The 26,145-nt window shown below is 42.4% G+C and carries 28 protein-coding genes; 11 read left to right on the top strand and 17 right to left on the bottom strand.

The window, feature by feature from the left end:
• Positions 1-147 precede the first annotated feature (147 nt).
• Positions 148-2,286 (bottom strand): hypothetical protein, encoded by a 2,139-nt coding sequence (locus BRC29_01185; GenBank protein ID PSG98723.1) that lies wholly within the window; start codon positions 2,284-2,286, stop codon positions 148-150.
• A 3-nt stretch (positions 2,287-2,289) separates the two neighbouring features.
• Positions 2,290-4,551 (bottom strand): hypothetical protein, encoded by a 2,262-nt coding sequence (locus BRC29_01180; GenBank protein ID PSG98722.1) that lies wholly within the window; start codon positions 4,549-4,551, stop codon positions 2,290-2,292.
• Here BRC29_01180 and BRC29_01175 point away from each other — a divergent pair.
• The gene (locus tag BRC29_01175) at positions 4,545-5,063 is read left to right on the top strand and encodes a hypothetical protein (protein PSG98721.1); all 519 of its coding nucleotides are present in this window, start codon (positions 4,545-4,547) and stop codon (positions 5,061-5,063) included. The genes BRC29_01180 and BRC29_01175 overlap by 7 nt on opposite strands.
• A 3-nt stretch (positions 5,064-5,066) precedes the next feature.
• Positions 5,067-5,912, top strand: a complete 846-nt coding sequence (locus tag BRC29_01170) for a hypothetical protein (protein PSG98720.1) — start codon at positions 5,067-5,069, stop codon at positions 5,910-5,912.
• Position 5,913: 1 nt separating this feature from the next.
• On the opposite strand, the gene BRC29_01165 is transcribed toward BRC29_01170, so the two are convergent.
• From BRC29_01165 to dph5, 11 genes are all read right to left on the bottom strand, one after another.
• Positions 5,914-6,432, bottom strand: coding sequence for a hypothetical protein (locus BRC29_01165; protein ID PSG98719.1), 519 nt, complete (start codon positions 6,430-6,432; stop codon positions 5,914-5,916).
• A 2-nt stretch (positions 6,433-6,434) separates the two neighbouring features.
• Positions 6,435-6,992, bottom strand: a complete 558-nt coding sequence (locus BRC29_01160; GenBank protein ID PSG98718.1) for a hypothetical protein — start codon at positions 6,990-6,992, stop codon at positions 6,435-6,437.
• A gap of 40 nt (positions 6,993-7,032) precedes the next feature.
• Positions 7,033-7,290, bottom strand: coding sequence for a hypothetical protein (locus BRC29_01155; GenBank protein ID PSG98717.1), 258 nt, complete (start codon positions 7,288-7,290; stop codon positions 7,033-7,035).
• Positions 7,291-7,494: 204 nt separating this feature from the next.
• Complete coding sequence (locus tag BRC29_01150) at positions 7,495-9,012, bottom strand: hypothetical protein (GenBank protein ID PSG98716.1); 1,518 nt, start codon at positions 9,010-9,012, stop codon at positions 7,495-7,497.
• Positions 9,013-9,050: 38 nt separating this feature from the next.
• Complete coding sequence (locus tag BRC29_01145) at positions 9,051-9,500, bottom strand: hypothetical protein (GenBank protein ID PSG98715.1); 450 nt, start codon at positions 9,498-9,500, stop codon at positions 9,051-9,053.
• Complete coding sequence (locus tag BRC29_01140) at positions 9,478-9,750, bottom strand: hypothetical protein (protein PSG98714.1); 273 nt, start codon at positions 9,748-9,750, stop codon at positions 9,478-9,480. The genes BRC29_01145 and BRC29_01140 overlap by 23 nt, the downstream gene beginning before the upstream one ends.
• A gap of 42 nt (positions 9,751-9,792) precedes the next feature.
• Positions 9,793-10,896: a hypothetical protein gene (locus BRC29_01135; GenBank protein PSG98713.1), complete on the bottom strand. Its 1,104-nt coding sequence runs from the start codon at positions 10,894-10,896 to the stop codon at positions 9,793-9,795.
• Between the two features lie 48 nt (positions 10,897-10,944).
• Positions 10,945-11,238: a DUF357 domain-containing protein gene (locus tag BRC29_01130; GenBank protein PSG98712.1), complete on the bottom strand. Its 294-nt coding sequence runs from the start codon at positions 11,236-11,238 to the stop codon at positions 10,945-10,947.
• Entirely contained in the window at positions 11,171-11,554 is a 384-nt protein-coding gene (locus BRC29_01125; GenBank protein PSG98711.1) for a hypothetical protein, read from the bottom strand. The genes BRC29_01130 and BRC29_01125 overlap by 68 nt, the downstream gene beginning before the upstream one ends.
• Positions 11,529-11,765 (bottom strand): antitoxin, encoded by a 237-nt coding sequence (locus BRC29_01120; protein PSG98710.1) that lies wholly within the window; start codon positions 11,763-11,765, stop codon positions 11,529-11,531. The genes BRC29_01125 and BRC29_01120 overlap by 26 nt, the downstream gene beginning before the upstream one ends.
• A 16-nt stretch (positions 11,766-11,781) precedes the next feature.
• Positions 11,782-12,486, bottom strand: a complete 705-nt coding sequence (dph5, locus tag BRC29_01115) for a diphthine synthase (GenBank protein ID PSG98709.1) — start codon at positions 12,484-12,486, stop codon at positions 11,782-11,784.
• Between the two features lie 74 nt (positions 12,487-12,560).
• Here dph5 and BRC29_01110 point away from each other — a divergent pair, with 74 nt between their 5' ends.
• The 4 genes from BRC29_01110 to BRC29_01095 all read left to right on the top strand — a co-directional run bounded on the left by BRC29_01110 (position 12,561) and on the right by BRC29_01095 (position 14,587).
• Positions 12,561-12,797, top strand: a complete 237-nt coding sequence (locus BRC29_01110; GenBank protein PSG98708.1) for a hypothetical protein — start codon at positions 12,561-12,563, stop codon at positions 12,795-12,797.
• A gap of 116 nt (positions 12,798-12,913) precedes the next feature.
• Positions 12,914-13,159, top strand: a complete 246-nt coding sequence (locus BRC29_01105) for a hypothetical protein (GenBank protein ID PSG98707.1) — start codon at positions 12,914-12,916, stop codon at positions 13,157-13,159.
• A complete protein-coding gene (locus BRC29_01100) occupies positions 13,131-13,571 on the top strand; it encodes a hypothetical protein (GenBank protein ID PSG98706.1) in 441 nt (146 codons plus the stop codon). The genes BRC29_01105 and BRC29_01100 overlap by 29 nt, the downstream gene beginning before the upstream one ends.
• The gene (locus tag BRC29_01095; protein ID PSG98705.1) at positions 13,568-14,587 is read left to right on the top strand and encodes a class I SAM-dependent methyltransferase family protein; all 1,020 of its coding nucleotides are present in this window, start codon (positions 13,568-13,570) and stop codon (positions 14,585-14,587) included. The genes BRC29_01100 and BRC29_01095 overlap by 4 nt, the downstream gene beginning before the upstream one ends.
• 15 nt (positions 14,588-14,602) lie before the next feature.
• On the opposite strand, the gene BRC29_01090 is transcribed toward BRC29_01095, so the two are convergent.
• Entirely contained in the window at positions 14,603-16,246 is a 1,644-nt protein-coding gene (locus BRC29_01090) for a hypothetical protein (GenBank protein ID PSG98704.1), read from the bottom strand.
• A 143-nt stretch (positions 16,247-16,389) separates the two neighbouring features.
• Here BRC29_01090 and BRC29_01085 point away from each other — a divergent pair, with 143 nt between their 5' ends.
• The 5 genes from BRC29_01085 (at position 16,390) to BRC29_01065 (ending at position 23,515) form a co-directional block, all read left to right on the top strand.
• Complete coding sequence (locus tag BRC29_01085; GenBank protein ID PSG98703.1) at positions 16,390-17,886, top strand: hypothetical protein; 1,497 nt, start codon at positions 16,390-16,392, stop codon at positions 17,884-17,886.
• A gap of 95 nt (positions 17,887-17,981) precedes the next feature.
• Complete coding sequence (locus BRC29_01080) at positions 17,982-18,191, top strand: hypothetical protein (GenBank protein PSG98702.1); 210 nt, start codon at positions 17,982-17,984, stop codon at positions 18,189-18,191.
• The gene (locus tag BRC29_01075) at positions 18,188-18,703 is read left to right on the top strand and encodes a hypothetical protein (GenBank protein ID PSG98701.1); all 516 of its coding nucleotides are present in this window, start codon (positions 18,188-18,190) and stop codon (positions 18,701-18,703) included. The genes BRC29_01080 and BRC29_01075 overlap by 4 nt, the downstream gene beginning before the upstream one ends.
• Before the next feature lie 5 nt (positions 18,704-18,708).
• Positions 18,709-21,729, top strand: a complete 3,021-nt coding sequence (locus BRC29_01070; protein PSG98700.1) for a hypothetical protein — start codon at positions 18,709-18,711, stop codon at positions 21,727-21,729.
• A 73-nt stretch (positions 21,730-21,802) separates the two neighbouring features.
• Complete coding sequence (locus BRC29_01065; GenBank protein ID PSG98699.1) at positions 21,803-23,515, top strand: hypothetical protein; 1,713 nt, start codon at positions 21,803-21,805, stop codon at positions 23,513-23,515.
• A gap of 12 nt (positions 23,516-23,527) precedes the next feature.
• Here the strand turns inward: BRC29_01065 and BRC29_01060 are convergent, their stop codons facing one another.
• Genes BRC29_01060 through BRC29_01050 form a run of 3 tightly spaced genes read right to left on the bottom strand, consistent with a single transcriptional unit; the run spans position 23,528 to position 26,134 of the window.
• Positions 23,528-24,469: a hypothetical protein gene (locus tag BRC29_01060; GenBank protein ID PSG98698.1), complete on the bottom strand. Its 942-nt coding sequence runs from the start codon at positions 24,467-24,469 to the stop codon at positions 23,528-23,530.
• Between the two features lie 2 nt (positions 24,470-24,471).
• The gene (locus BRC29_01055) at positions 24,472-25,275 is read right to left on the bottom strand and encodes a hypothetical protein (GenBank protein ID PSG98697.1); all 804 of its coding nucleotides are present in this window, start codon (positions 25,273-25,275) and stop codon (positions 24,472-24,474) included.
• A complete protein-coding gene (locus BRC29_01050) occupies positions 25,268-26,134 on the bottom strand; it encodes a hypothetical protein (GenBank protein ID PSG98696.1) in 867 nt (288 codons plus the stop codon). Before BRC29_01050 ends, BRC29_01055 begins: the two co-directional genes overlap by 8 nt.
• Between the last annotated feature and the right edge of the window lie 11 nt (positions 26,135-26,145).

Raw genomic sequence — 26,145 nt, 5'->3', positions numbered from 1 at the left:
ACTAGCCCGATCACAAAGTTCATTGATGCTCCTTTCATGAAGGTAAAACACCTTTGGACCAGATTATTAGCAGTGCTCCCAGTATTACAATCGCTAGGCCTATCTCATACAACATAAAACTGGGTAATCTTCCTTTATGTTTTAGCATTATGTCGGGACACCTTGTACAATACTTCCGAATAGGACTGATACTATGATCAGGCTTAAACTGTAGAATATCATTCCTGAAATAAGTATCTTCCCTATGAACATGTTTCTGTAGGTTTTGTTTTCTCCTTCCCGGATTTTCATGTAGAAGGTTCCAAGTATGAACAGCAGCTGTATGAGGTAAATACCTACCACGAACTGCAGTACTTCGGGAGGGATAGCTGTATCGAGGTTGCCGAGTATACCTGTGAATCCTGGTTCCGAAACTCCTGCCTGTGAACCACCTATCTCTCCTTCTATCTCCGAGAATGAGCTGCTGAGCTCATACATTGCAGTGATTATTGTCTGTGACATTCCCACGGCTATCCCTGAAACAATCGGTGCTAGAAGATATGCAAGCATCAGAATGGTAGTAGTGGTATCCTCCATCAGATCGTTCAGTCTTTCCTGTGTCTTGTGGATATTATCAAGGTATTTTGATATTGTCATCATCGCCATTGAGGCCATGTGTGTGCCTTTATCAGAAGATTTGAGTATTGCCTTCATCACCGTGTGAATCATCTGTGAGGGAAAGTTTCTCAAAGAACCATAGCTTTCGTCAAATATGGATTTTTCAAAAGTCATTCCCATATCCCTTATATTTCTGGAAGATTCTTTGAACAGATCAGAGATCTCCAGGTCAGATGTTGATTCCGCTGCTTCCTCCAGTGCTAGTTCAATAGGTGTTCCACCGGAAATCTTGTTACCTAGCTGGAAAAGAGCGGTTGGGAACTGTTGTTCGATCTTCCTCAGATCCTCCTCCGCCTTCTTCCTTTTCTTGTTACCAAGTATCAAAGCCGTTCCTATTCCTAGTCCCAGGCCGGAGGTTATACTTAGGCTTCTCATAAGCATTGCAAGCGGTGAAGCACCGTCAGAACCTCCGAGCATAACCGGTATTGCGGCTTCCTGGGCTGCATCACCTAAGGGATAGGTATACGGAAATATCAGGTAACCGACAATCCCGTAAAACCCGATGAACATGAATATGCCCAGTCCTATCGGCCAGGTCGGTATCTCGAAATCAAGGGATTCTATTAGGTATCTTCCACGGGTTGGCAGGCTTTCCTCGCTTGTCGGTTTTGAGCTTACGGTTGGGGGACGGGAGCTTAAAATCCTCTGCATAAACCAGTAGAGAAAGCCAGGAAGCATGATGTTGAAGGTTAGAAACAGGTGTGTAATGGTTATACTTGAACCCATGAAAACCGAGATAAGTGGAAGCATGATCATGCCAAGAACCGGAAGCATTGCTCCGATAGCATTCAGTATCATTACAGGTGTCTTCAAGCCCTGGGCGTAGTGTTTCATCTTTTCCTGTGTTCCATCAAGAATACGGTCTATAGAGTCCTGGAGAAGTGATTCCCGTCTTTCCTTGTTGGGCTCGTTTACAGCTGCCTTCAAAAGCTGTAGGGATTCAAGGAAGTCATCGTTGTAATTTTTCCAGGCCCGGGTATAGTTTTCTAAAGATTTCTCTATATTGTTGAATTTTCCAACCTCCAAGTCCCAGAGAATACCTTTGAGATCCTTGGAAATAGGTCCTTCAAGGTTTAATCCTGCAAAACGTATCGCTCCCTCAAGGTTCGGTGAGCTACGCATATAGATCACCATATAAAGTATGGAAAGAATCATCTCTCCGCTGCTTTTGATCACCTTGTTTTTGGCATCATAAACCGGCTTGTAGTATATGTAGGCTCCTGAACCGACAGCTATAACTCCGGCTATCACCATTATTGAAACAGGTATCAAAGGACCTAGAAGCATATTTGTAAGGAAAAGTACTGCCCATAATGCAAACATAGAAAAGCTCACGCCTACAGAAGCCGATAGTACCATACCAGGAGTTACATCCCATTTAAGCAGGCTTAGAGGCGGGCTAAGCTTTTTCTGGGTTCTTTCTCCTGCCCTAATATCAAGTACTTCAGAAAATTTTATGCAAAGCCTCTCATATCTTGAAAGTCTCTGATCCTCCTTCTCCTCTTTCTTATACTCCTTATATTCACGGGAATAACCTCTTTCGGAGCCGGTATTGTATGGAGGCATTTCCATATCCTTGTTGAGATCATTGACAATTCCTTTCAGACGGTTTCTTTCCTTTTCCTCCATTTTCTACACCTGTTGCTCAAGCCATTCCTGCCATCGAGCGAATATTCTTTCCGGATCCTGTTTCCCATACTCTTCACTCACTCTTTGTGCAAGTATGTGGTATTTCTGATTTGCCTTCACAACAAACTCGGCTTCGAGTAACTCATCATTACCTGTTTCTTTTGCTTTATCGACAATTTCTTTCTTCATTCTTTCTCTCAGTTTGATATTGCCCCATACGGCTTCCCAGTTATTCTTCCATTCCCTAATATTCTCTGCAATCCTATTCAGTATCTCCGATTCCCCGTTCTTCAATGTGTCAGTTGGAACTAGTTTATCCTCATTGGAATCATACCGCATAAGATCGACGAAGGCATCTTCTTCCATCGGATCATCAGTCCAGTCCTTTCTAACCTCTGTAATAGCTGTTACCCGTCTGTAAGTCTCTAGACCATCAGGGCTTTTGATCTTGTTAACCGAGACAATGATATCAGTAGCCTTGAAAGAAGTCTTCGGAACATTCAAATCATTTACAACCCTGTCAAATACGGAGTAAGCTGATTCACCGTGGATGGTTCCACCGACAAAGTTAGCGACAGCGCCAACACGCATAGCCTCATACAAAGTCTTGGCCTCATCAGACCTGACCTCTCCAATAATAAGAGCTGAGTCTCCTAGGCGCAGAGATGTCCTGATCGCTTCTTCAGCCGGTAATTCATTCTCTACCTGAGTAATCACTGATCTTGACTTCATAGACTCAATATTAAATCCTAGATCCTTCATCTGACGGATCGGAATCTCCCGTGTGTCCTCTACAGTCACTATCCTTTCTTTTTTCAGTATCTCAAGCATAGAAGCCGACAGTAAGGACGTCTTTCCAGCTCCTCTCGTACCGCTAAAGATAACGCTTCTTGAACCGTCTACTATGAACGATAAAAGGCCGGCACCGAGCGGATTAATGAAATCACGTTTTATGAACAATGGTAATGTCCAGGCCCGTGATCTGTGCCGTCTAAAGGCGAATGCGAGTCCTTCCGGCGACAGATTCTCCTGTATTATTGCTACTCGGGCTCTTCCGCCTGGAACCTCTGTGTCTGTATCAAGAACCGGGTTTGCCTCATCCAACGGTCTACCTGATTTGATTCTGAAACGTGTGGCCCATGACTCTGCCTCCTCTTTTGTCGGGATTAGATTGGTCTCACACTCTTCGTATTCTTCATGTTTGATGTAGATAGGTGCGTTTCCGATCGGTGAGTTGATAAACACGTCCTGGATCTTTGGATCAGATAGAAGTAACTCCAGGACTCCAAGTCCGGAGGTATAACGGTTAAGTATTGAAGTCAATTGTTCTGATTCCTCTCTGGGAAGCTGTATATCCATCTGCTGGGCGATATCCCGTATCATATCTCTCCCAATGTTTTGGAATACCTGCCTCATTCTATCCGGCCGGGCGAATTCCCCTGACTCTGGCTGGTGGGAGGCCAGGAATCTTCTCGCTGCATCAAGTAATCTGTATTTTTCCTCGGAAAGATTGAACTCCGGTGGGTTTACATGATAGACCGGTTGAACCTGGTCAGGAACATCGTAGACCGAGACCTCTACATCGTTTCTTGATTCATACCGATCGATTTCCTCCCCTCTTTCCGGGGGAAGTGACATAAACTTTGTAAGCATGAAGTTAGGACGTACCAACGGATGGAAAAACTCCCTATAAACCTCTCTATCACCGACATGGTGCCCTGTTATGAACTCATCGCTTCGGGCCTGATCAATCATCTCACAGTTTTCCAGTCTCTTCTTAACGGGATTAACTACATCCTGTATAAAGTATTTCAGGCACCGTTTTTTCTGTGGGTACGACTCGTTCATCTCCTGTTTGAGGTGCCTCTCCTTTCTTTTCAGTTCAACATAGCCTCCGACAGGATCTTTCCTTAACTGATCGATAACTATTCTCTGGACTTCAGGTAGATGATCCTGATAAAGGCTCTCACATTTATCTGTTCTGATACTCTCTGAAAGATATCCTTGTGATGAAATATCTCTTATAGCATCCGAGACTTCCTTCAACATTCTTACCTGGTCATCATCGTATTCATAATCACGGGACTCAGAGAGCACTACCGAAGATGCATCAGGTACCTCCTGTAAAATATTGATGACTCGGGACATTACCTCAGGATAATCTTCTATAGAAGCCCCGTAAATCGATCCAAGCATATTCACCTCGATTGTACCGCTCTCATCATCGTACTCGTAGTCAAAAACGTCTTTGTCCTGTAATGTCATCCCAGCATTATTATTCAAGGTTTGCTACAATAAAAGATGTGCCACAGCAAGATCTGTTAAACCGTATCGTAAACCGGGTCAATGACTTCAACAGAAGGATTAGAGACCTGGAGGAGAAGGTAAGAAACCTTACAGCAAGAGTCAACACTCTCGATGACTCACTTCTAGACAAGACTAATGCTCTCCAAGAAGATATGCAGGATCTTGAAGAAGATTTAGAGAAGGTCAGGGACAGAGTAGCAAACATGGAGGTAGATATCAAGGCACTTAACCGTGAAAAAAAGAAATACGTGACCGAACAGCAAATAGATGAAATAGAAAACTACATGGATCTAATGAACCCTATACAGTCTTCTTTTGCCACAAAAAAAGAGGTGAAAGAAATGATCCAGGAGGAAAACGGGGTACCGGAAAAGAAGATTGAAAGAGTAATACAGAAGAAAATGGATAAACACCGGAAAACCCAATCAAATAATAAAAAAGGCTCACAAAACAGTAATGAGGAATGGTAAAACGTGAAATTCCAGTTATTCGGGAGACTAAGAGGTAATGATGATGATAGTGAAAACGTTAAACAGGAACAAGAACCAGGTATGAACCAGGAAAACGATTTCCAAGATTTTAGCTCCTCAGGGATACAGAGAACGGTCGAAAACCTTTTCGAACAAGGATATTCAGAGGAAGAAGTAAGACAGGAACTACAGGGACAGTACTCCAGAGATGAGATTCAAGGAGCTATAAACCAGGCAGTGAAAACATCTGCCACAGCAGAACAAGAAGGACCACAACCGATGACACCTTACCAAGAAAACAATCAAAGCATGGGCCCGAACGACGAACTCAATAATCAGACACAGGGACCGGAAAACAACCAGATTAACTCCGAGAATCCAGAAATGAATCAGACAACACAAGCTCAAAACCCTCCTGCAGCCAACCCTCCACCAAAAACCAATCTCTCAGGCAACAACTCCGGAAATGTTGAAGAACTAATTGAAACAATTGTAGCAGAGAACTTTGAAAGAGTTGAAAACGAATTTGAAAATGTATACTCAGAGATGGATGCACTTAAGGAAAGAGCAGAAGACTTCGAACAACGAATACACGATCTTGAAGTAAGGGATGACGAAGACGACAAACAGGTAATTCAAAAAATGGATGATATCGAAGGCGATATAGAAGAATACCAGTCAAGAATCGGAGGACTTGAAAAGGCTTTCCAACAGGTTCTACCATCACTTGTGGACAATGTCCGGGACCTGACCTCCCTAGTACAGGAAATAAAACAGGAAAGAGGAATAGAGACAAGTTCGGATGTCGATCAGGACGATATTGAAGACATTGATATGGAAGACTGGTAACTTAACCTTCATCACTTTCTTCTCCCGATTTAGTTATTACACCTACAATCCCAAGCAAGAATAACATTGTCAAAATCGGCATCACAACCTCATCAAAAGACTGTCCCTGTAAAAGATCTGCAAGGGAAATTGGAAGTTCAAAATACATCAATAGGATAGCGACGAAGGAAAGAACTCCTCCTCCAAAAGCAAGTTTGGCGATGGAGCTTTCCCTATCAAGTTCGTTTAGGTCAACACCGGCTATCGCCATGAGAACCATTAACCCTATTATACCGAAAGCCCCAAAAGCTATCGCGGCTGCGAAATGAGGGAACAATCCTGCAGGCACGAAAAGATATAGGCCTCCGATCGCAATAAAGGCTACAGACATAGCAACAGCTGCATTAATAGTATCTTCCTCAAACCAGTTATACTTATCTAATGCTCCATATGTAACAGCTAAAACCAGTAACCAGGGAAAGAATAACTGGAATACATCAACCTGCATCATGGTCTCGATAATTACTTCGAAGACTCCCATTTTTACCCTCCTTCAGGATCCTCGCCGCTTTCTCCCAACATCCATTTCATGAAATCCATGCCTGATGGGCCATCCTCATTGTTCTCGTCGCCTGAAACCCAGAATAAGGCTCCACCTACCACCAGGATCCATATAAGACCTGAGTCGAGTGTGAAACCTATCAATGAGGATAATTCAGCACTCGAAAGCACGGAAAGGTTCCAAGGAGGTCCGAATCCTCCGGCAGACGTGAAAGCAGCGCCCGCAATAGCTATCATCAAGACCATTAATATCGGCGCATTGCTTTTTTCTACGTTAAATCCTGTGAAGGCTAGCAAAATCAGTAGACCTATGAAACCTATTAATCCTACCACCAGCTTGCCGAAAAAGGTCACAAAGAAGTCTTGGTAGAAAGGATTGACAACTATAAATCTTGCAACGAAAAACGCTCCAATAACTGCGATCAAAGGAGGGAATTTATCATTGTCCTTAATAACAGGTACGTCCTTTAGAGCGGCATATAAAACAACATAGGTCAGTACAAACGGAAGTAGTCCCGTAAAAGCGTCTATCTGGGCCATTGTTTCCAGAAGCTGATTGAAACCGGCTACTGCCACTTAATTATTCACCCGTCCTCTCTAGGTGTTCTCTCACATTTCTGTTAAGAAGCCAAAGCTCTCTTCCAATTATCATCAGGGCTATCATCGTGATCCATGGAAATATTGCATCTCCCAGTGTCATAAATGAATAGTTTCGGCTTTGGAACAATAGCAGATCGACTAGAACTATTATTACTCCGAAAGATAGAAATGCGATTACAAGTTCATCAAGCCAGTTTTCTACACTGTAAACGTATTCATGGAATCTTTTATCACTCATTTCAAAAACCTCCTCCGCCAAATCCTTGGTTACGGCGTTTTCTCATGTCCATGGCTTTTGCAAGTATGAATCCTGCTGCGACTCCTATTCCCGCTACTGTCGGATTGTTCATTACACATTGTAGTATAGGTCCTTCACATGCCATGTTTGCTCACTGTATAGTCAATATTATCCGTTCCGGTTTTATATAGGTTTATCTGTCGACTAATCATTGGTTATCTCGCTGTATTCCTGCTTTAACTGTCCAAGCCTTCTGCTGACATATTCGGATTCTCCGGACTCTATGCTGTCTTTCATATGTACTAACTCTGTTCTACCTTCTTTCAGTTTCTTATGTGAATATATCAGGTTATGTTTGTAACTGAACTTGCTGACATCCGAGTATTTTTCATTAACCCTCTCCGCTAATGTTTCAGTTGAATTAATTAGATATTCTATGCCAACAACATTACTTCCTCCTTCGATTAAGTCTTCCAGTACATCCTCTTCTATGGTTACGTGTTCTTCTAGATTATCTATCAATTTTTTGAGAGTCGGCATAACAGTATCAAGTTCATCTTCAAGGTGTTCAAGATTGGAAGCCAAGTCACTCATTTTTCTCTTATCTCCCATCAGTCTCTCCACAAAGTTATCATCAAGAACTCCCTGTTCTTTACCTTGTTCCACTATCTGTTCAAGTCTCTGTTCGTCTTTGCTTAACCGGGACAGGTCATGGTCAAGTCGGTTAAGGAATTTTGAGAGCCGGTTTATTCTTTTGGTTTCTCTGATTAGATCGTCTAACTCGTCTCGTACATCTTCATTGTTCTTTACATCCAGCTTTCTCAGATTCACTATGTGACCGATTATTTGATCGGTCATCGACATTATTTCATCCAAGTCCTGATTCTGCCAACTGTCTTGAAAGTCTGAGCCACCAAGCGATCTGCCATCAGCATCATCATTGACTGATTGGGAGAGATTGATCAGTTTCTGCTGGAAGTTCTCCATTCTATCCTCAAAATTCGATAGTTTATCTCTTTCTAGAGCTGTATCATCAACTGCATCATTCGCTCTTTGAACAACGCTCAGCAGTTCATGTTCATCATATTCAAGTAACTGGATAAGATCTTCCTCTGCACCCTCAAAGGCGGATAAAGCATGTTCAAAATCATTTTCTGCGGACGGGACATCTTCCTCATCCTCATCTTCCTCAGTATCTTCTATCGCATCTTCACCTTCACCAACAGCATCTCTTATAACGTCTTCTGCGACGGTTTCATTTCCTCCTTCACCACCTAGATCATCTAAGTTCAAAAGATCCATGTAGCTGAGAACCCATGCGCCAAAGGCAAGAGCTGCAGTAGAGACAAGTATCCATGTTCCAACTGCTCCCGTTATCTGGACAACCATGAAAGCCACAACAAACGCAAGTCCTTTCACACCGGTAGGTAATTCATCATCTGTATTGTGCCACTCATGCCTATCTATTCTCTCATGGAAGTTCTCGAATGCAATCTCGAATATATTCTTATTGATGAAGTAAAAACCGAACAAAGGAAGAATGAAGAATAGGAATACCTCGGAGATGCTTTGAGCTTCAAACGTGAGAAGTATTTGGTTGAAGACTTCCAGCAACTGATCCTCAGGACGTCCCGAAGAATCGATTATCTGTGCCGAGACCTTGGTTAGAAATAAAGTAAAGGTTGCTGAAATATGAACTGCTTTCAGTTTTTTACTTTTCACAAGTAATTATTCGCTCCGATTATTTTAAGGCTTTCAGTTCAGCCTTGTATGAATGAGTAAATTACGAACAGGATCGCCAGTATCACGGCACCTGTGGCAATCAGTCCTATACTGCTCGCCGCCAGCCTCATGTAGTCCCAGAAAGGTGTGGGTATCAACATACCTGTTATTGTCAATGCCATCAAAGTTGATTCACGGGAAACATCCGGCTTCTCTCCCGGTATCGGAGCATTGTTTGAATCTAGAACGTTTGATAGAACCATCTCCAGGCCAAACTTCAGTAATATAACGAGAAACAGGAAAGGAGCGATTAACTCTGTAGCCAGTTCTGCTTGTGAATCATACTGCGGGACAGAAAAACCTGTATCACCTGTAATACTGTAACTGCTTCGCTGATGATCGTAGTAGTGAGAACTGAAAGCCAGTCCTGAAAATAACAGAACTATTACTGCCAGTGGAAAGAGTTTAGTCGAAGTCGAAATCATCATCCATACCTCCACCACCTAGATCCCCTCCAGGTCCGGCACCTCCGCCTCGAACGTGCTCAATATACGTCGGTATTACCTCATCCACTAGAAAACCGGCAATAAACCCCGTAACCGCCACTATAGCTAGTTCAGAGAAAAACTGGCTCAGACCCACAGAATCCTTTAGAAATACTGCCACTTGTGTCGAGGCAATCAGATATCCTCCGACAGCTGCAGCCGGAAAACCAAGAAACTTCCACGGATCTTGCATAGTTGACTATTGATCTAACCTCTTCAAAAAGGTTGTCAAAGATTAGGTTCCTATCGCTTGCTTCAGATCTCTTTGGTGATTCTGAAGATAATTCATTTTAGGCTCAATAGCATCCTCTGCATTCTCAAGCTTGGCTAATAGCTGGCTATCCTCATTTACTTTGGCCTTCTCACTCTCTACTAGCTCTTCAAAGTCTCTTAAGTCTCTCAAAGCGTCTTCAAGATGATCATGTAAATCTTGGAGCTCCTGCCTCGACTGTTTCTGGGTGAGATTGTTATTTTCTAGATCGATTAAATCCTGCCTGACTGCATGAATATGCTCCAAGAAATCCTTCGCATCATTAAATAATCTGTCGCTTAGTTCTTCCTCCGCTTTTAGGTGTTCATGGTGATTCTTTAGAGCGTTGATAGCTTTTGGAAGATCATTTTCGTCAAGAGCAGCTAAATCCTTTTCAAGTTCATCAAAGTCTGGCATATTATTGCTTTGTCCTCCGCTGTTTTTATTACTTATCTTCAGTACCTCTGCGTCACGGGCCTCGTTTCTGTTCTGATCGAATAAAATAGCTCTTATCTCAGTTTCACCAGCACCTAGTTCTACATTCCCGATTATACGAGCTAATGAAATATCTTCTACAGTATTTGGAACTCCATTGAGATTCTCACCTATTTGCTCGCCAAAATCAGGTATCTCTAGAGTTAGAGCTTCCAGACCTGAACCTGAGGCCTGGCATTTGACCTCTAAGTCTATATTGCCGGCGTTCACAGGAGGTTTAGTTCCCCTGGGAACTTTCAGCTGAACCATAGGTCCATTACCGGCTCCTCCGCTGTTGCCACCTCCACTGTTACTTCCTCCGCTATTATTTCCTCCACTATTGTTACTTCCTCCGTTCCCGTTACCTAAGTCAGGACCATCCAAGTTTGGACCACTGCCTTGAGAAGAAGTTGAAGGCGCTCTATTATCGACAGAAGATGTTGAAGTACTAGGAGATCCTACATCGGATCCGTTTACAAGATACCAAAGAACCAGAGAAACCAGTATTCCCGTACCAACTATAACTGGTGAAAGACCACGGCTGAAACTCAAAAATATGAGAAAAGCTACTACTGCGGCAAACAGCGTGCCCATGATATAATCAGTAGCTGCCATGTGAACATAATCTGTAACTGTTAATTGATAAAACTGTAATTATTCTGACTATTCCTCAAATTTACCGAGCCTTTCAAGCGTTTCCAGTATTCCCCAGGCATAGATAACTGATTCCCAGGCCCGGATAAAATCTTCTTCCTCCAAAAAATGCTCTGTATCATCTCTGTAGGCAATAACATTTTCCATCTGGTCAATAGATCTGTCTCTTTCCTCTAATCGGGAATTCAACTTTTCAAGCCATTTTTCGGTTTCAGATTCCAGTTTTTCCTGCGTCTCATCCACTTTGAACCAGCTCGTATTCAAACCCATCATAGCCTTCCAGTTTGCTAAAATCCTGGTCATAACTGATAACAGTCAGAGAGTTAGTTGCTGCTATCGATGCAATCATCAAGTCCATTATTCCTATCATTTCGCCTTCCTCTTCCAGAAATTCAAGCAACTTTAGTGCTTCAGAGGCCTCTTCATCTTTGAAACCTGGTTTCTCAAGTTTCTCAAAAACTTCCAGGCTCTTGACTCCTCTCAATGTTTCAAGCTTGACTGGAGCAGGAACAGCGAGTCTCTTAGCCTTTAATCCGTGATAAAATTCAGCGGCTCTTTCATCTCCAGACAGAAAATTTATTATGAAACTCGAATCAAATGCGTAGTGCTTCATCCGCATCCTCGTCAATATTTTCTCTAAATTCCTTGATCTCTTCTTTTGCTTTTTGAGCCTCCTCACTAGAAAGGACTCCAAAACTCTTCATTAGGTCAATCTCATCATCTTCTGTAATATCCATAATGACTTCAGAAAAACTCTTTCCATCTTTCAGTTTTTTCAACCTTTCATAGGCTTCCTCTTTAATCGTGATAGTTTTAGTGACCATAAACATACTTGTACAAGTACATTTACTTAAAACTATCGAGAAATTCGTCTTCCTTATGAGATTTATTCCCAGTCAGAATAATCGAATGCGGGGTAGATCCAAACTCCTTCTCGGCGGCCTCTTCTAAATCCAAAACAGTTATCCGCTGATCATCATGGTTGGCTCTCTCAATTACGACTGCCTCTCTATTAGATAGGCTTTCGTCCATCTCAATGAGTTTCTGCACAGCCTTATCAGCAGGGTAATCTATATCTAGGAGAATTAAACTGTGTAAGCCGATTTCATCATTCTTGCTGATATACTCTGTAACAGATTCCGGAGCTGAATCATCTGGCAGCGTAACAGTTCTCCCGAACTTATAGACACTTAAACCTGTTTCAGCTACAGATACAAATATCGAAGGTGCATGAATCACTTCAACATCGATCCCTTTCTCCTCGGCTCGATGCTTGATATCATAGTGTGTTGTAGCCGTCAGAGGACCCCCAGAGACGAGAAATGCCGTATCCTGATTCTCTGCAGATTCAAGTACTTTGTCATTTCTCTCAACTTCTTCCCTGGTTAATTTTTCTATTTCCTTTCCAGTTTTGTCCTCCAGTTTCTCCAAACTGATATTTTCAGTATTAGTATAGAACTCCGCAAAGGCCCTGTCAACCTCTTTCAGAGCCTCTAAACCTTTCTGTGTAATCTCTCCATTATCTAGGCCAAGTCCAATCATGTAAAGCATATATTTTGATGTCTACAGCAAGATACTTAGGAATGTCCAAAATAAATTTAGCGTCCAATTGCTTATTATTCATTATGACCACTGTAAGTATAAGTGAGGAAACTCATAGAAAGCTGAAGAGACTGAAGGAGAAATCTTCAGAAAATTCTTTTGATGATATTTTAGAAAAGATAGCTGATGAAAACCTGGATACTCCTTCCACCGATGAGATGTTCGGAACAGCTGAGATAAGAGATAAGGAAGCCATTAGAGAAAGAAAGGGCAGGATAGATAGATATGAGCAAAATTCTTGCTACAGCCAGGGAAAATGAGCTGGAGCTGGTAACAAGAGACCCGCACCTCACAGGTAAAGAACTAGCCCAAGATCTGAAGGATTTCTAAGTACAAATGAGACATATTTAAATATTTCCGATAACTAAATACAGATATGGGTATTATCACCATCAGTATGAATGATGAGGTAGAGGAAAACCTCCGTGAAAGAATCAGCGATAATAAAGGCGCTCTCGGAGATGCAATTACCGAAGCAGTTGGAAATTGGTTAGACAAGCAGAACGAGCAAAAATACCAAGAAAGAGCGCTTAAGCGGCTGGAAGAAGGCTACGAGATGGGAGAAATCCAATACGAAAAGAGAAGTGAACTACATGACAGACACACAAAAAACACTGATTGACACAAATATTTTGGTATACTCAATAGATTCCTCAGCGAACCCAGAAAAAAGGAGAATAGCAAAAGAAATCATAAAATCCGGTTTCGAGGGTAAAGAAGAATTCTACATAGCAGTACAGAACCTTGAAGAACTTGCAACTGTTTCAACTTCAAAGATAGAAAATCCAATCTCATGGCAGGAAATCGGGGGATATATAGAAGAAATTATCAACTGGCCAAAATTCAAAATAGTAGAAACAACGGAAAAGTCAGTCCTAAACTCCATAGAAATTAGGAAGAAGAACAACACTGACTACTGGGACGCTGTTATAGCCTCAGCAATGAAGGAAAACAGTATTCAGAAAATCCATACTGAAAACGCTCAAGACTTCGACCAAATATCAGGAATAGAAGCAGAAAACCCGTTCAAATGAAACAGGAAAAACTAGAATCAAAAGCCAGAGAGCTATTCAAGAGACAGGATTTCAACCTTAAGGAAACTGAGAACGGGTTTAATGCACAAAAGGAGGCCGAAGAACTTTCACTGAAAGTTTTCTCATCAGAGAAATATACGGAAAGTGAAGCAGTTAAACTTTCTGAGGATAGAGACAAAGTATTCATTGACCCCGGTCTATCTGATATTCAAAATAAAGTGGAGAACGATGTTTCAGTTCTGGAGAAAGAAACAGAGAGGCCCGAATTTGAAACTCCTTCCTACGAAATGATCGGTGACATAGCGGTGGTCAACGATCTGGCTGGAGTAGACAGAAAAGAGGCGGTAGAAGGTATTCTAAATCATCAGAGCGTGAAAACTGTATTGCTGAAAAAAGGCGGTTTGGAAGGAGAGTTCAGGGTTGGGAACTATAATAAACTATATGGGGAGGAAACTGAAACTATTCATACAGAGTTCGGCTGTGATTACCATGTCGATCCCACCAAAGTATATTTTTCAGAAAGATTCTCTACAGAGAGAAAAAGAGTGGTTGATCAGATAGAGGATGGAGAGAAAGTTCTAGTTATGTTTGCTGGGGCCGGGCCCTTTAGCGTACTAGCAGCTAAAGAAGCTGATCTAGAAAAAATTGTGGCGATTGAAAAGAACCCTCATGGAGCCGACTACCTTGAAGAGAACATTCTAATCAACAATGTGGAAGATACAGTGGAAGGTATCGAAGGTGATGTAAGTGAGGTTTTGCCGGGGCTAGAGGAGAAGTTTGATCGCGTAATAATGCCTCTACCAGGGTCAGCAGATGAATTCCTAGGACTCGCTTCCAAGAATACTGAATATAACGGCATTATACATTATTACCGGTTCCTGGAAGACAATAAATGGGAAGAACTTGAGAACGAAATATCCGAGAATATCGGTAACTATGAAATAACAGATAAAGTGGAGTGCGGTGAACGAGGTCCTTCAGTAAAACGTGTCTGTATAGAAATAAAGAAGAAATGAAAGAAAGAAGAGGAGTTACTCCTCTGCGTAGACGTCAGATGGATTGAGAGCGTTTTCTGCATCAACCGGATAGTCAACATCCAGGTTGCTGTAAACTTCCTGTCTTTCGTCCTCAAGTGTGTCTGCATCTCCATCCCAGTCAACGTCGTACTGATCGAGGTCAGGAATTTCTCCTTCAAGCTCGTTCATTACATTGACGAGTGAGTTTGCTGAGTCATAGACTGCTTCGTGATGTCTTCTTCTCTGGTCTTCATCTGAGTAGTTGTCTCCAACATCCCTGATTGTGTCTGTTGGGACGAAATCAAGGTTCTCTTTATCTGAAGCAACTTCGTTCAGATAATCGAATGCGTTCTCTCTGAGTGCGTTTGCGTCTGGAACTGCTACTCCGTTTTCTGTTCGTTTTTGTTCTTGGTAAGCAGGATTGGAGTCGAAGTCATTTCTTGCTGCTAGGTCCATAACTGTGTCGATTCCCATGTCTCCTAAGACATCCGCAAATGCGTCTCCTACACCGTTTAATGCTGTTAGATCTTCGACATCATCAACGTATGACTGAACTTCGTCTCTTGTCTGTCGGATCTCGGTCTGGACTGCTCCAAGCTCTTCTCTTGCTTCATCAAGTCGGTCTTTATGAAGTGCTGCAGCATCCAATGCTCTTGCTCTTGTCTGTCTCACTAGCTCTTCAGCATTCTCTCTTTCAGGATGTTCAAGATTAACGGATCCTGTTCCATCTTCTCTACCGTTCATGTGGCCTCCGACTTCTGCAATTGTATCCTGAAGTTCTTCGAGGTGTCCTCCTTCTAGGGCTTCATAATCACTGTCAATTAATTCATTGACTCCTTCTAGGCCTCTTTTCTCTGCTTCTTCTTCAATCTCTTCGATTCTGTCTTCGAATTCTCCTGTTTGTTCATATCTATCTACTGCGTTTTCGTAAGCGTCTTTCCTCTCGCCCAGATTGAATAGATCAACGTGTTCTCCGAGTTTTTCGATCGCTGCATCCAGATCTGAGTTGAAACGGGAAGCCCATCCTCTCGCATCGCTGTCGGCAATTTCTGCTTCTTCTATAAATGGAAGTGATCTTCCTCCTCTGTCTCCGTGAGTGTAAGAGTTATCCTCCACATATCTCATTTTGACTACATCATCTGAAAGGAATTCTGTGTTCACTAGACTCTCGTATAGACCGAAGCTAAATTCACTGTCAATCATTCCTCCTTCTCTTGCAGCTTCGTAATTGCCCTGAGCTTCATTTCTTTCTTCAGGATTGTGAAGTTCATCGTCTCTTTGTGTAGTATATCCTTCAATCCTTGTTTTCTCTCTTGCAGCATCAGCTCCTAGTTCCTGAAATCGGCCAACCATGTCTTCTTGAGCGTCATGCATTGCTTCTTCAGCTTCTGCTGTCCTCTCAGCTGTTTGAGCGGTTTCCTGATGTTCTGCTGTTACAGCGTTTGATACTCCTTCTCCTGCGTTTGTTAATCCATCGTAAAGTCTCTGCGCAAATCCTCTTTCATTCTCTCTGTTTTCCTCTCTTACAGTTTCTCTTGGTTCTGGGTTTTGATCATTGGAGTTACCTCCGTCTGATCGAGTTTGTTCCATATTTTTCTCGTCTTCAAAGGTTCTGGACCTTTGTCCCGGCTTATCGTCCGGTCTTTTGTCGTCTGACATTATTTGTTCACCATACCTGTTATGATCGGGCCTTAATTATATAAAATTACTATCAGCTGGTGAAAAACCGATTTGGGTTTCTTCCACAATTCATAACCTATATAAAATTTTTGTAACTATACAATAACAAAAGGTGTCAAAATATGTCTAGATCAGAAGAAGGATGGATGAATTTGTATGAAGAAAATGCGATAGAACAGAACATAGTCGAGGAATACACTAAAGCCTTCGATTACTATAATTTGCCATCCATGGGAGAGGTTTCTCAGGAAAACAGAGATTTCTATTTAGAAACAAGTATTGAGGAAGGAGGTAATAGAGAAAACCTTGCAAGAGAACACTTGGCCTCTAAGAACGATAATAGACAGTCTGAAGACTTTGATGAGTCCGAAGTAAGGGATGTAGATAACAGAGAACTAATAAACTATATACAAGACCTAGAAAAAGGTAGGATGCTACCAGGTCTTTTCAGTTTCAAATCTTCTTGGGATCTACTAGAACAGACCGCCGAGATATATGAAGATGCAGTTGATAGAGACGCTGAAGATTACAGCGAAATTATGCAGGATATTGTAGATATACGTGATTTTGAAAGGGAGATAGCTTCAGAGTATGAGAGCGACGAAAATTCAGATACTGAAATGGATTTGATGAGGATACAAAGAGATATAGCAGAAGGGGGAAGGGTCTGGACAAACGCAGTCAGAGATACTACAGATACTTTCGACCAATATATTAAAGAGGATTTATTTGGAAGCATGATCGGTCAGATAGCCGAACACGACGAGGATGGTAGTTACGGAGAAGAGATAGTTAATAAATTAGAGCAGTATATCGATAACCATGTTGAGTACAACATTGAACAACACCTCACGGAGAATGTGGATGGACGGATAACGGACATAGAACAGACTATTCAGACACAGAACGAAAATATCGATACAATAATTGATGAAGTAGGAGTGCTAGAAGGAAAGATAACCGCTCTGGACAACTTAACCGAAGAAGTCGAAAACTTCTATGGTATACTAGACAATCACAATAACCAATTAGGTATTGTGACAGATAGCATTAGTGACCTGGAAGAACGATTGGATAACTGCGATGACCATTTAGATAAGTTGGAAACAGGGCTGTATGATCATATTGATGAAGAGATAAGCGAGCTTGAAGAAGGTATAAATTCAAATGAGTCAGATATAGAAAAACTTGAAGGCAGGGTAACCGCCAACGACACAAGGATTAGGAGCAATAGGGGAGATTTGACGACCACTATGTCGGATGTAGAGGAACTACAGTCAACTGTTTCAGCTCTCTCAGGTCTAGAAGATCGGTTTGATTCATTAGAGGGCCGTGTAGACTTAGCAGAGATGGATATATCTGACAATGGAAGTAGACTTGATAATTACCAGAATCGGCTGGATGGGGTAGAAGCATCAGTTTCAGATATTAACGATACATTGGGGACCCATGAAGATAGATTCGAACATTTGAAGGAAAATAAAAATAGGCGTAGAGAGAAAGAAACAAAGCTAGCTGAGACTGACCGGAAAGCAATTGAAGAATACAAGGACCAGACGCAGAAATTGGAGGAAGAAATGAACAAAGGGCTTAGAGAGATTATCTCAGATTTTTTCTAACGTGAATTGAGAGGATTTATCCTCGATTAGGGGGGCAAGCGTCAAAACATATAAAAGTGTTACTTAACAGTAGTAACATATAAGGTGACAATCAAATGAAAACATTCAAACACAAGTTGCGTGAAAAAACAAACAGCTCCCTAGAATACATCACAGCAGAGAAAATACTCGAAGGAGAGGTAGAGACTAAAGAAGACTTAATCTACGAAGAGGATATAACGCGTAAAACGAGTAGCGTAATCCAGTACGATGAGGATACAGACGAGCTATATATTGATGGTGAGGAGGTGCTTTCAGACGAATGACAGACGATAATTGGGATTCGATAGACTCCGAGCTAGAACCAAGCCCAGCAGATGAACGAGAAGAAGCTTATAGAGAAAGAAAGGAAGCTGAACGCAGACACGAAGAGGCACAGGATGAAGGAATCATGGCAAACAGAAGAGATGTACTTAAATTGGGTGCAGCAACAGCTGCAACAGCGGGGGGAGGTATTCTTTATGGAATACTGGACCAAAGTGATAACGATCTTGAAGAAAGCAAAGAACACCCGTCACATGACAGTGAATACACACCTACAGGAACTGAGAAAGATACGACGACGACCGGAGGACCTGTAGTCTATGAAAATGTCGACCAATTCAATGATGATGTAGGCACCAATCTGGTATACGAAGAGATAGAGGCATTCGCCGATACAAGCGGATATAAAGATGCAGAAAATTTCGACCTACAGTATGACTCCAAAACCGGAGATCTAACTGTTCTGACAGAAGACGGAGAGAGGATCGGAACATACCCAGAAGAATTCAAGTGATTAAAATGAAATACAGTAAACTAGCATTGACAACTTTTTTGGTACTTTTTTTAGCAGTTTCAGCCACAGCTTTAGGATTAGAAGTCTCACCATCAAACAATCTTGACACAGGAAAGACTGCAGTAATCGAAGTTACCGCAGATCAAAGCCGTTCATCTATCTGGGTTGAAAGATGGAGTTCAGAAAGAAATGAGTGGGTCGCAGATAAAATGGAAACTGACTGTAATAACGGGTGTAGTCTAACCTATTCATATCGGAAAAACAATGCTGGTGTCATAGAAGTTCGTGGTAACGGAGGCAACGTCGGTGCAACATCGAAAACAAATTTAGAATGGAGTGAGTCAACAAACAAACCCCCTGAAGAATCAGCGAATATTGAATCAATAGATATTGATCCCTCGGGAGAAAGAAATGTTAATTTAGGAGAATCTGTTAGAGTGGATGTCACTGCTACAGGTTCAAACGTGGAGAGTATCTGGGTAGAAAAATGGTCTGATAGCAGAAACGAATGGATTGCCAAAAGACAGAACTCCGCAGGCTGCTCAGGATCTAAATGTGATGTTTCATACAACTTTGAGAGAAACAGTGAGTCCTCAATTTCTGTAAGAGGTAGAGCCGTCGCTAGAAACTCAGAAAATTCTAATACAGAGGCCAGCTCCGAGAATACGATAAAGTGGGTTAAGAAAACACCTCAGCCTGCTGAAGGACCTACTGCAGATATTACAGTTTCAGATTCTTCGATAGAGGCAGGCCAGAGTGTTAGCTTTGATGCCTTTGACAGTCAGGAAGGAGACTCACCGATAAAAGAATACAAATGGAACTTTGAGGACGGTGAAAACAGTTTTGATAGGGCTGTATCTAGAACATATGATTCGCCTGGAGAGAAACAAGCAACACTGACCGTCACAGATACAAACGGCAACAGCGACACAGATAGGACAACAGTTAGTGTAGAAGAGAAGAATGAATCCAGTAACGGCGATGGTGGGGAAGACGGCGGCCAAGAGGAACCAGAAGAAGTTAACGCAGTAATATCGGTTTCAAACAACAATCCTTTCATCGGAGAATCGGTTAGGTTTGATGGTTCGAGAAGTAAAGGAAATATTAAAGAATACAAATGGGAGTTTGAGGATGCCACTAGTAGGTTCGGCAAGTCGGTCTTCAAAAGTTTCAGTTCAGAGGGTAAAGAGCAGGTATACCTTAGAGTTACAGATACCAATGGCAACAGTGATACCGCATCAGTATCCCTCAATGTACCAGAACAGAAACAATGTAGAGTTAATGTGGGCGGTGTTAGTTTCAGCGATACAGATACAACTGATGATGAGACTGAGGGTTCGTTAAAGATAACGAACACAGGGGAACCTCAGGATGTAAATGTCCAGCTCTTTGCGAATAACGAAAAAATCTCGGATACTGATGCGACTTTAGGAACCGGAGCTGAAAGAAAGTTCAGAGAAAACTTTGCTGATGAGAGAGGTACTGAGGTTAGAGCCGAGGTAAGAACTTCAGGAGATCCTTGTGGTTCGGGGTTCTTCGAGAGATCCTCGACTTTCAATGAAGTAACCGGAGATCGAGAACCGGTCGCAAGATTAGATATAGATCCTGGGAACGCTGATGTGGGAGAAGAGATAGATTTCGATGCAGGGGATTCGGAGGATCTTGATGGAAGAATTAAGGAATATGAGTTCGATCTTGATGGGGACGGCGACTACGAGATAAGTGAGGATGATTCAGAGGTCAAAGAGACATTCTTTGAAGAGATAGAAAGAACCGCGAAGGTCAGAGTTACAGACAACGATGGTAACACCGATACAGCAGAGAATGCATACAGCGTGAGAGCTGAGAGCCGGGTCTCATTCAGCGATATCAATACACCAAGTAATGTATGTGCTGGAGAAAGTTTTGATGTGACTTTCACCGCTGAGAATGTCGGGGAAAGTGAAAGACTGACTGTAGTAGAAGGTGAAGGACTGGGAGACGTCAACAGCTACAGCACCTTACTTGAAGAAGGAGAAAGTGAGGAAGTTACTGTAACATTTACGCCAGCATCACCTGGAACAAAGGAATTCACAATCTCTTCAGTGGGAGGAAACAGTGACACGATAGATAACAGCATAGAGGTACTTGACTGTGATACAGTCGGGGAAGAAGTAGACGGGATATCGATGAAAGTCGTTCCTGATAGAGTGAGAGCAGGTAAGTCTGTCAAGATCTCAGGATATGTTGACAACGCTCGAGGAAGAGAAAATGTTGAGATAGAGATAAACGACAGAGATCTCAAGCAGGTATCGACAGAGCCCGATGGTTACTACTCAACTTATATCTACCCGGAGAGGGCAGGTGACTTCGAACTAACCGCGAGAACTGATCAGTATAGAGCGACAAGAAAGCTTACTGTCCTTCCAACGGTGACGGTTGGCAATATGAAGACGCCCGAGACAGTATTCCAGGGCGATAAGATAGAAGTCTGTGCGGATGTCAACTCACAGAAAATTCCTTCAGTGCTACTGTTAGTTGATGGAGAGATAGTTGAGTCAACAAATGATAGAGGTACTGTATGTTTCGACACTGTAGCCAAAAAAGAAGGCGAGGTCAACTATGAGATAGTTGGATTAGCGAGAGGTGAAAGAAGCTCTGCTGAGAGAGAAGTAGAGGTTCATGAGGCAAAGCCAGAGGCTTCAAGCTTCCCTGGACAGATTGCATCAGTTGATTCAGGTAGAGGTATTGTGAAGGCAACTATTTACAACAATAACGATGTCCGGACCAAGTACTTTGTCGGTATAAACGGTCTTCCAAACACCTGGACTTCGACAACAGAGAAAGAAGTTATCCTTCAGCCAGGAGAGGAGAAAGAAGTCTTCTTCTACCTCACACCTAGAGAAGAAGGAGAGTTCAATCCCCTAGTTACCATTACCAGCGACTCAAAAATTGTCTATACAGAGAGAGTTCCGGTAGAAGTTGGAGGAACCAAAACCCAGAGAAAACTATCACTATATGAGAGGCTGAAAAATGTCTTTCTGTAGTGGTAAAATCAATTGATTACCGACCGATATTTAAAAATTAACTGAAGTGTTATTACTAGGTGACAATTAAACCATGAATTTACACAACAAACTCGGATTACTTACAGCAGCGTTAGTTTTGATATCAGGGCTAGTTTCAGCAAGTCCTGCAGCCCTAAACCTGTTCCCAGAAAGCTCAAGTGCACGAATTGATTCTTTTACATCGTATGAGCTTGAAGTCGAGAACACAGGACCGGCAAAAGACGTTTACGAGCTAAGTTCTTCATCTCCAGCCGAAGTAACAATCGCGCCGCAAAAAACGGAGCTAGAACCTGGAGAATCGGAGACAGTGAACGTCTGGTTCAATCCCAGAACCGATAGAGATGAGGGAACATATACATTCCAACTTACCGCGGAGTCAAGAGCAAGCGGTGACCGATTTTCTGAGACAGGTAATGTAGAAGTTATCAAGGATCATCAGGTAGAAGTCAGTGCGGAAGAATCGAAAACAGCATGCCTGGGACAGAAAGCTGTATACACAGTCGAGGTAGAAAATACTGGTATCCAGCCTGAAGAGTTCTCAGTTACTTCTGACTTCGGAGAGCTCTCAAGAAACTCTGTTAATCTTGAAGACGGAGAGACAGCAGAACTTACACTTGAAGTGTCTTCAGATTCACCTGCAGAGAGAAACTTTCAGGTAGTGACCGCATCAAAAACGAGTTACGCACAGGACATCCAGAACGTCCAGTTCAACGCAGAAGAATGCTGGAACTCTGAAGTATCAGTAACGCCTGAGAGTCAGGAGACGGCAGCAGGAACCCAGACGGAATACGAAGTAACTGCTAGAAACCTAGGAACCAAGGCAGATGAGTTCACGCTTGAGACAACAGAAGGAAAGCTCCTCGAGACATCACTAGATGTTCCAGCTGGAGCAACCAGATCAACGACCTTGGTTGTAAGACCTGGAGAACTGGGATCAAGAGAAATCACAGTCTCAGCCACAGGCACCTCCGAAAGTTCGAACACGGTAAGCCTCAATTCATACAATGGAATGGACTCAGAGATCAATCTGGAGAGAGAGGCCAGAACTATCTGTGAAGATGAATCAACAACATTCACAGCAGAAGTCGAGAACACGGGAGAAGCACTGGAGTCGTTCAATCTAGAAGCAAGCACAGGAGAACTACAGACATCAGAAGTAGAACTTGCGCCAGGAGAAAGCCAGGAAGTTGAAGTAAATACATCTGGTGACCTTGGAATAGGTAAACACGAAGTCGGTCTCACAGCTACAGCAACAACATTCGGAGAACCTGTAAAATCATCAGCATCAACACTTACAGTAGAGAACTGCTGGGATCTAGACATGCAGGTCATTCCGGAAGTAGCAAGCGCAGGAGAGAACAAAAGCGCAATCTACAAGATAAGACTGAACAACACAGGAACAGAAGAAAACACCTACGAACTTTCAAAGGAAGGACCTGAATGGACCTCAGTTAAGCCAGAGGAAGTAACAGTACCAGCTGGAGAAACAGAAACAGCTTACATCTACGCAGGAGTTCCATTCCAGAAGAAGGGAGAGGTCAAGATCACAGCAAAAGCTAACGGAACTGAAGTTGAGAAAAGTAAGAAAGTCAAGCTGTTGATCGAAAAAGATGTTGAGGAATCAATTGAGGATGAAAGAAATGAACTGACCGGAGGCTTCTTCGATCAAGTTCCTTCCCCAAACCTAGAAGGAGAAACAGGTAAGGTAGGAATCGCAATGACAGCAGGTGCAGCAATTACAGCTGCAGTCCTGTTTTTCTTCTAATTTTTCTTCTCTCTATCGAAACCTATCTGTTCCACTGACAGTCGCGGAAGATGAGGTTTCTTTAACATACCCATAATCTGCCTCGATGAGTACAGGCACATCTTGTTGAGGTCCCACGTTATTGTTCCAGTTTCTGACATCAATACTGAAACAACCAATACCTCTGTTCCCCAGCATGTCAACTAAAACTGTTTGTGATTCGTCACCTGATTCTGCTGATGTGAAGTTGGTGTTGCCCTGGTTTTTCACACGCAGTTTGACCTTGTTAGAGTTTTCTCTTTCCAGATTGTATTCACTATTATCTTCATCATAAGCCTGATTATGGACAAACGGTGTTCCGGTTCCCTTGTTGGTAACTATGACACACATCTTTGTCGTCCTGCTTGAATCATCTTGCGGATAGAACACTATAGGAGAACGCGTTCTGATCTCCATCTGGATAGGACCACTTGTAGTATCAAGAGTTGGTCTTTCAGGATTTCCTTGCTGCCTGTATCTTCTCTGTCCCATAAGAGTGATACTGCTGGTGCCTGTTGTCTGGTATTTGTAGTATACTCTAGTAATGAATCTATAAGGTATTGTGGCGCCCTCATCAAGGCTGGGAGAATCAAGTGACCAATATTTTGTAGATTCTCTGGCAGGAAGATTTCTTTCCTCATCAGCAGATTGAAGTGTTCCAAATCTGATTGATCTTTCACCATCTAAGTTCCAGTTTCTTTCCCCACTAAACGCAACATTGAACAATCTGGCCTGGACACTTTCAGCATCAGAGTCTCCGTTGTTTTTCAGTGTAAGTTTTAAGCGGACTTGTTGATCGCTCAAAACATTGCTGGGGAAAGCTGAGAAGTTTTGAATTGTTACACTACTGGAAGATGTAGATTGTGAAGCCGTATGTGAACATCCTGAAGCAACGACTACAAGACCCAGTAAAACCAGTATTTCCTTATTCTCCATCATTAACGGTTAACAACCTCAACATCAATTGTTGGCTCTTTCACGTATTTATAAGATGTGGAAACTATGAGGTTCCGGGTAAGACTAGAATCTGTCTGAGGATCTATACTACAGGCGAATTCAACTTCTTGATTGATTAGAGGTTCTTTCTGTTGCGGACAATCTGGGAAAACGGTTGAAGGCGAATATTCAAAGCTATAATCCGAATCTACTCTTCCATTACCAGCGTTGTTCGCTGTAATAGTTGCTGTGCTGCCTTCAAGCTGTATAGGGCTTTCAGTTTTGATCTGAAGTCTTACCTCTTCATTCGAAAATGTTTTGGTCAACTCGTTTTTTTGCTCTATATCCTCTAAAGGCTGAAAATGTAGTTTGATAGGTTCTTCAGAATTAGATAGTTGTGACCGGTAGGCGAGATTGAGTTTTACCGGAACCATCTTAGAGTTAAAATTTTCGACCTCTTCTTCAGGTACCTGTAATGTCCAACGACACCGCATCTCCGGGATGTAATCTTTTCTAGCTGTCTCAAGACGGGCGGGAGGAGGGTTACATCCTTGTTTTTCTGTCTCCAGTATACCTGTATTGTACAGTGATATATCATCTATGTTTATCTCCTGTCTGTGATAGTTTTTGAGCTCTAAAGTGATTAATGCTGTCTGACCAGAGCTCACAGTACCGTCTGAGATATCAAGGGTCTCAACTTGTAAGCCTGAACCTGAAGGACCACTAGGAGGCGTTAAAGGTCCGGTCATATGTGTACAGCCGGATACAGTAACTACCGCTGCTAGAATCATTATTTTGTTATCCACGGGTCTCCACCTTTACTGTTCTTGTTCCTCCATCCTTAATGTAATTATAATCTATACTCGCGGTAATATCTGAAAGCACAGAAGGCTCTTCAAAATTCTGCGGCACCGGGATATCGCATTGTATGACCACGCTCTTCCCTTGGTACATACGGAAATCTGCGTCTGGGAACTTACAATCATCCCTATCAACATCTAGGGGGTCTGTAGCGCCTATAGAGAAAGATTCCTTATTTATTTCGACTACACCTTTCCTGTATTCTTCCTGTGGTTCCTCGTTTATCATCTGAACCAGTAACTGTATTCTTTCATCGCCGGTCTCCTCTGCAATATAAGTATTGGAACGGCCTGTAGAACCGGGCAAGGTTTCCATAGCCAATGTTAGAGGTCCGCTGGAAGACTCTGATCCAAGATTAGGTGATCCTTCCACCGATCTATCCTGTTTAATCTGGACTTGTCTATAGGCTTCAACACTGTAACTGAACGGAACTGAAAACGACATCTGACATCTTTTCCCGATCAACGGAACATTGCCTTGTTGCTGTAGAAACCATCTTACATTAATTTTGTCGCCGGGTTTCAGATTGTAAGAAGCTTCTTTGCCTTGTCTTGTCTCTGCTACTCTCGAGGTAGAAGCTGAAAATCTTTCCTCTTTATTCTCGAATATGTCAGGACAGTAATCTGTAAGCATTTTTTCACCATTTTTTCCAAGTGTAACCTCAGCCTCTATATTACCGGCGTTAAAAGCTGTTAAAGAAGCTCTAGCGTTTTGCCCCTCATAGATCTCACTAGGTGTAACCTGTATGCTCTGTATATCAACAGACTCCGGTCCTTCAGTGACAGTTCCTGGTGGTGAGTGCATGCATCCGGAGG

The sequence above is a fragment of the Nanohaloarchaea archaeon SW_7_43_1 genome, from assembly GCA_003009795.1.
Lineage (GTDB): Archaea > Nanohalarchaeota > Nanosalinia > Nanosalinales > Nanosalinaceae > SW-4-43-9.
The sequence above is the reverse complement of the archived record's forward strand: the minus strand, read 5'-3'. Positions and strand labels throughout refer to the sequence as shown.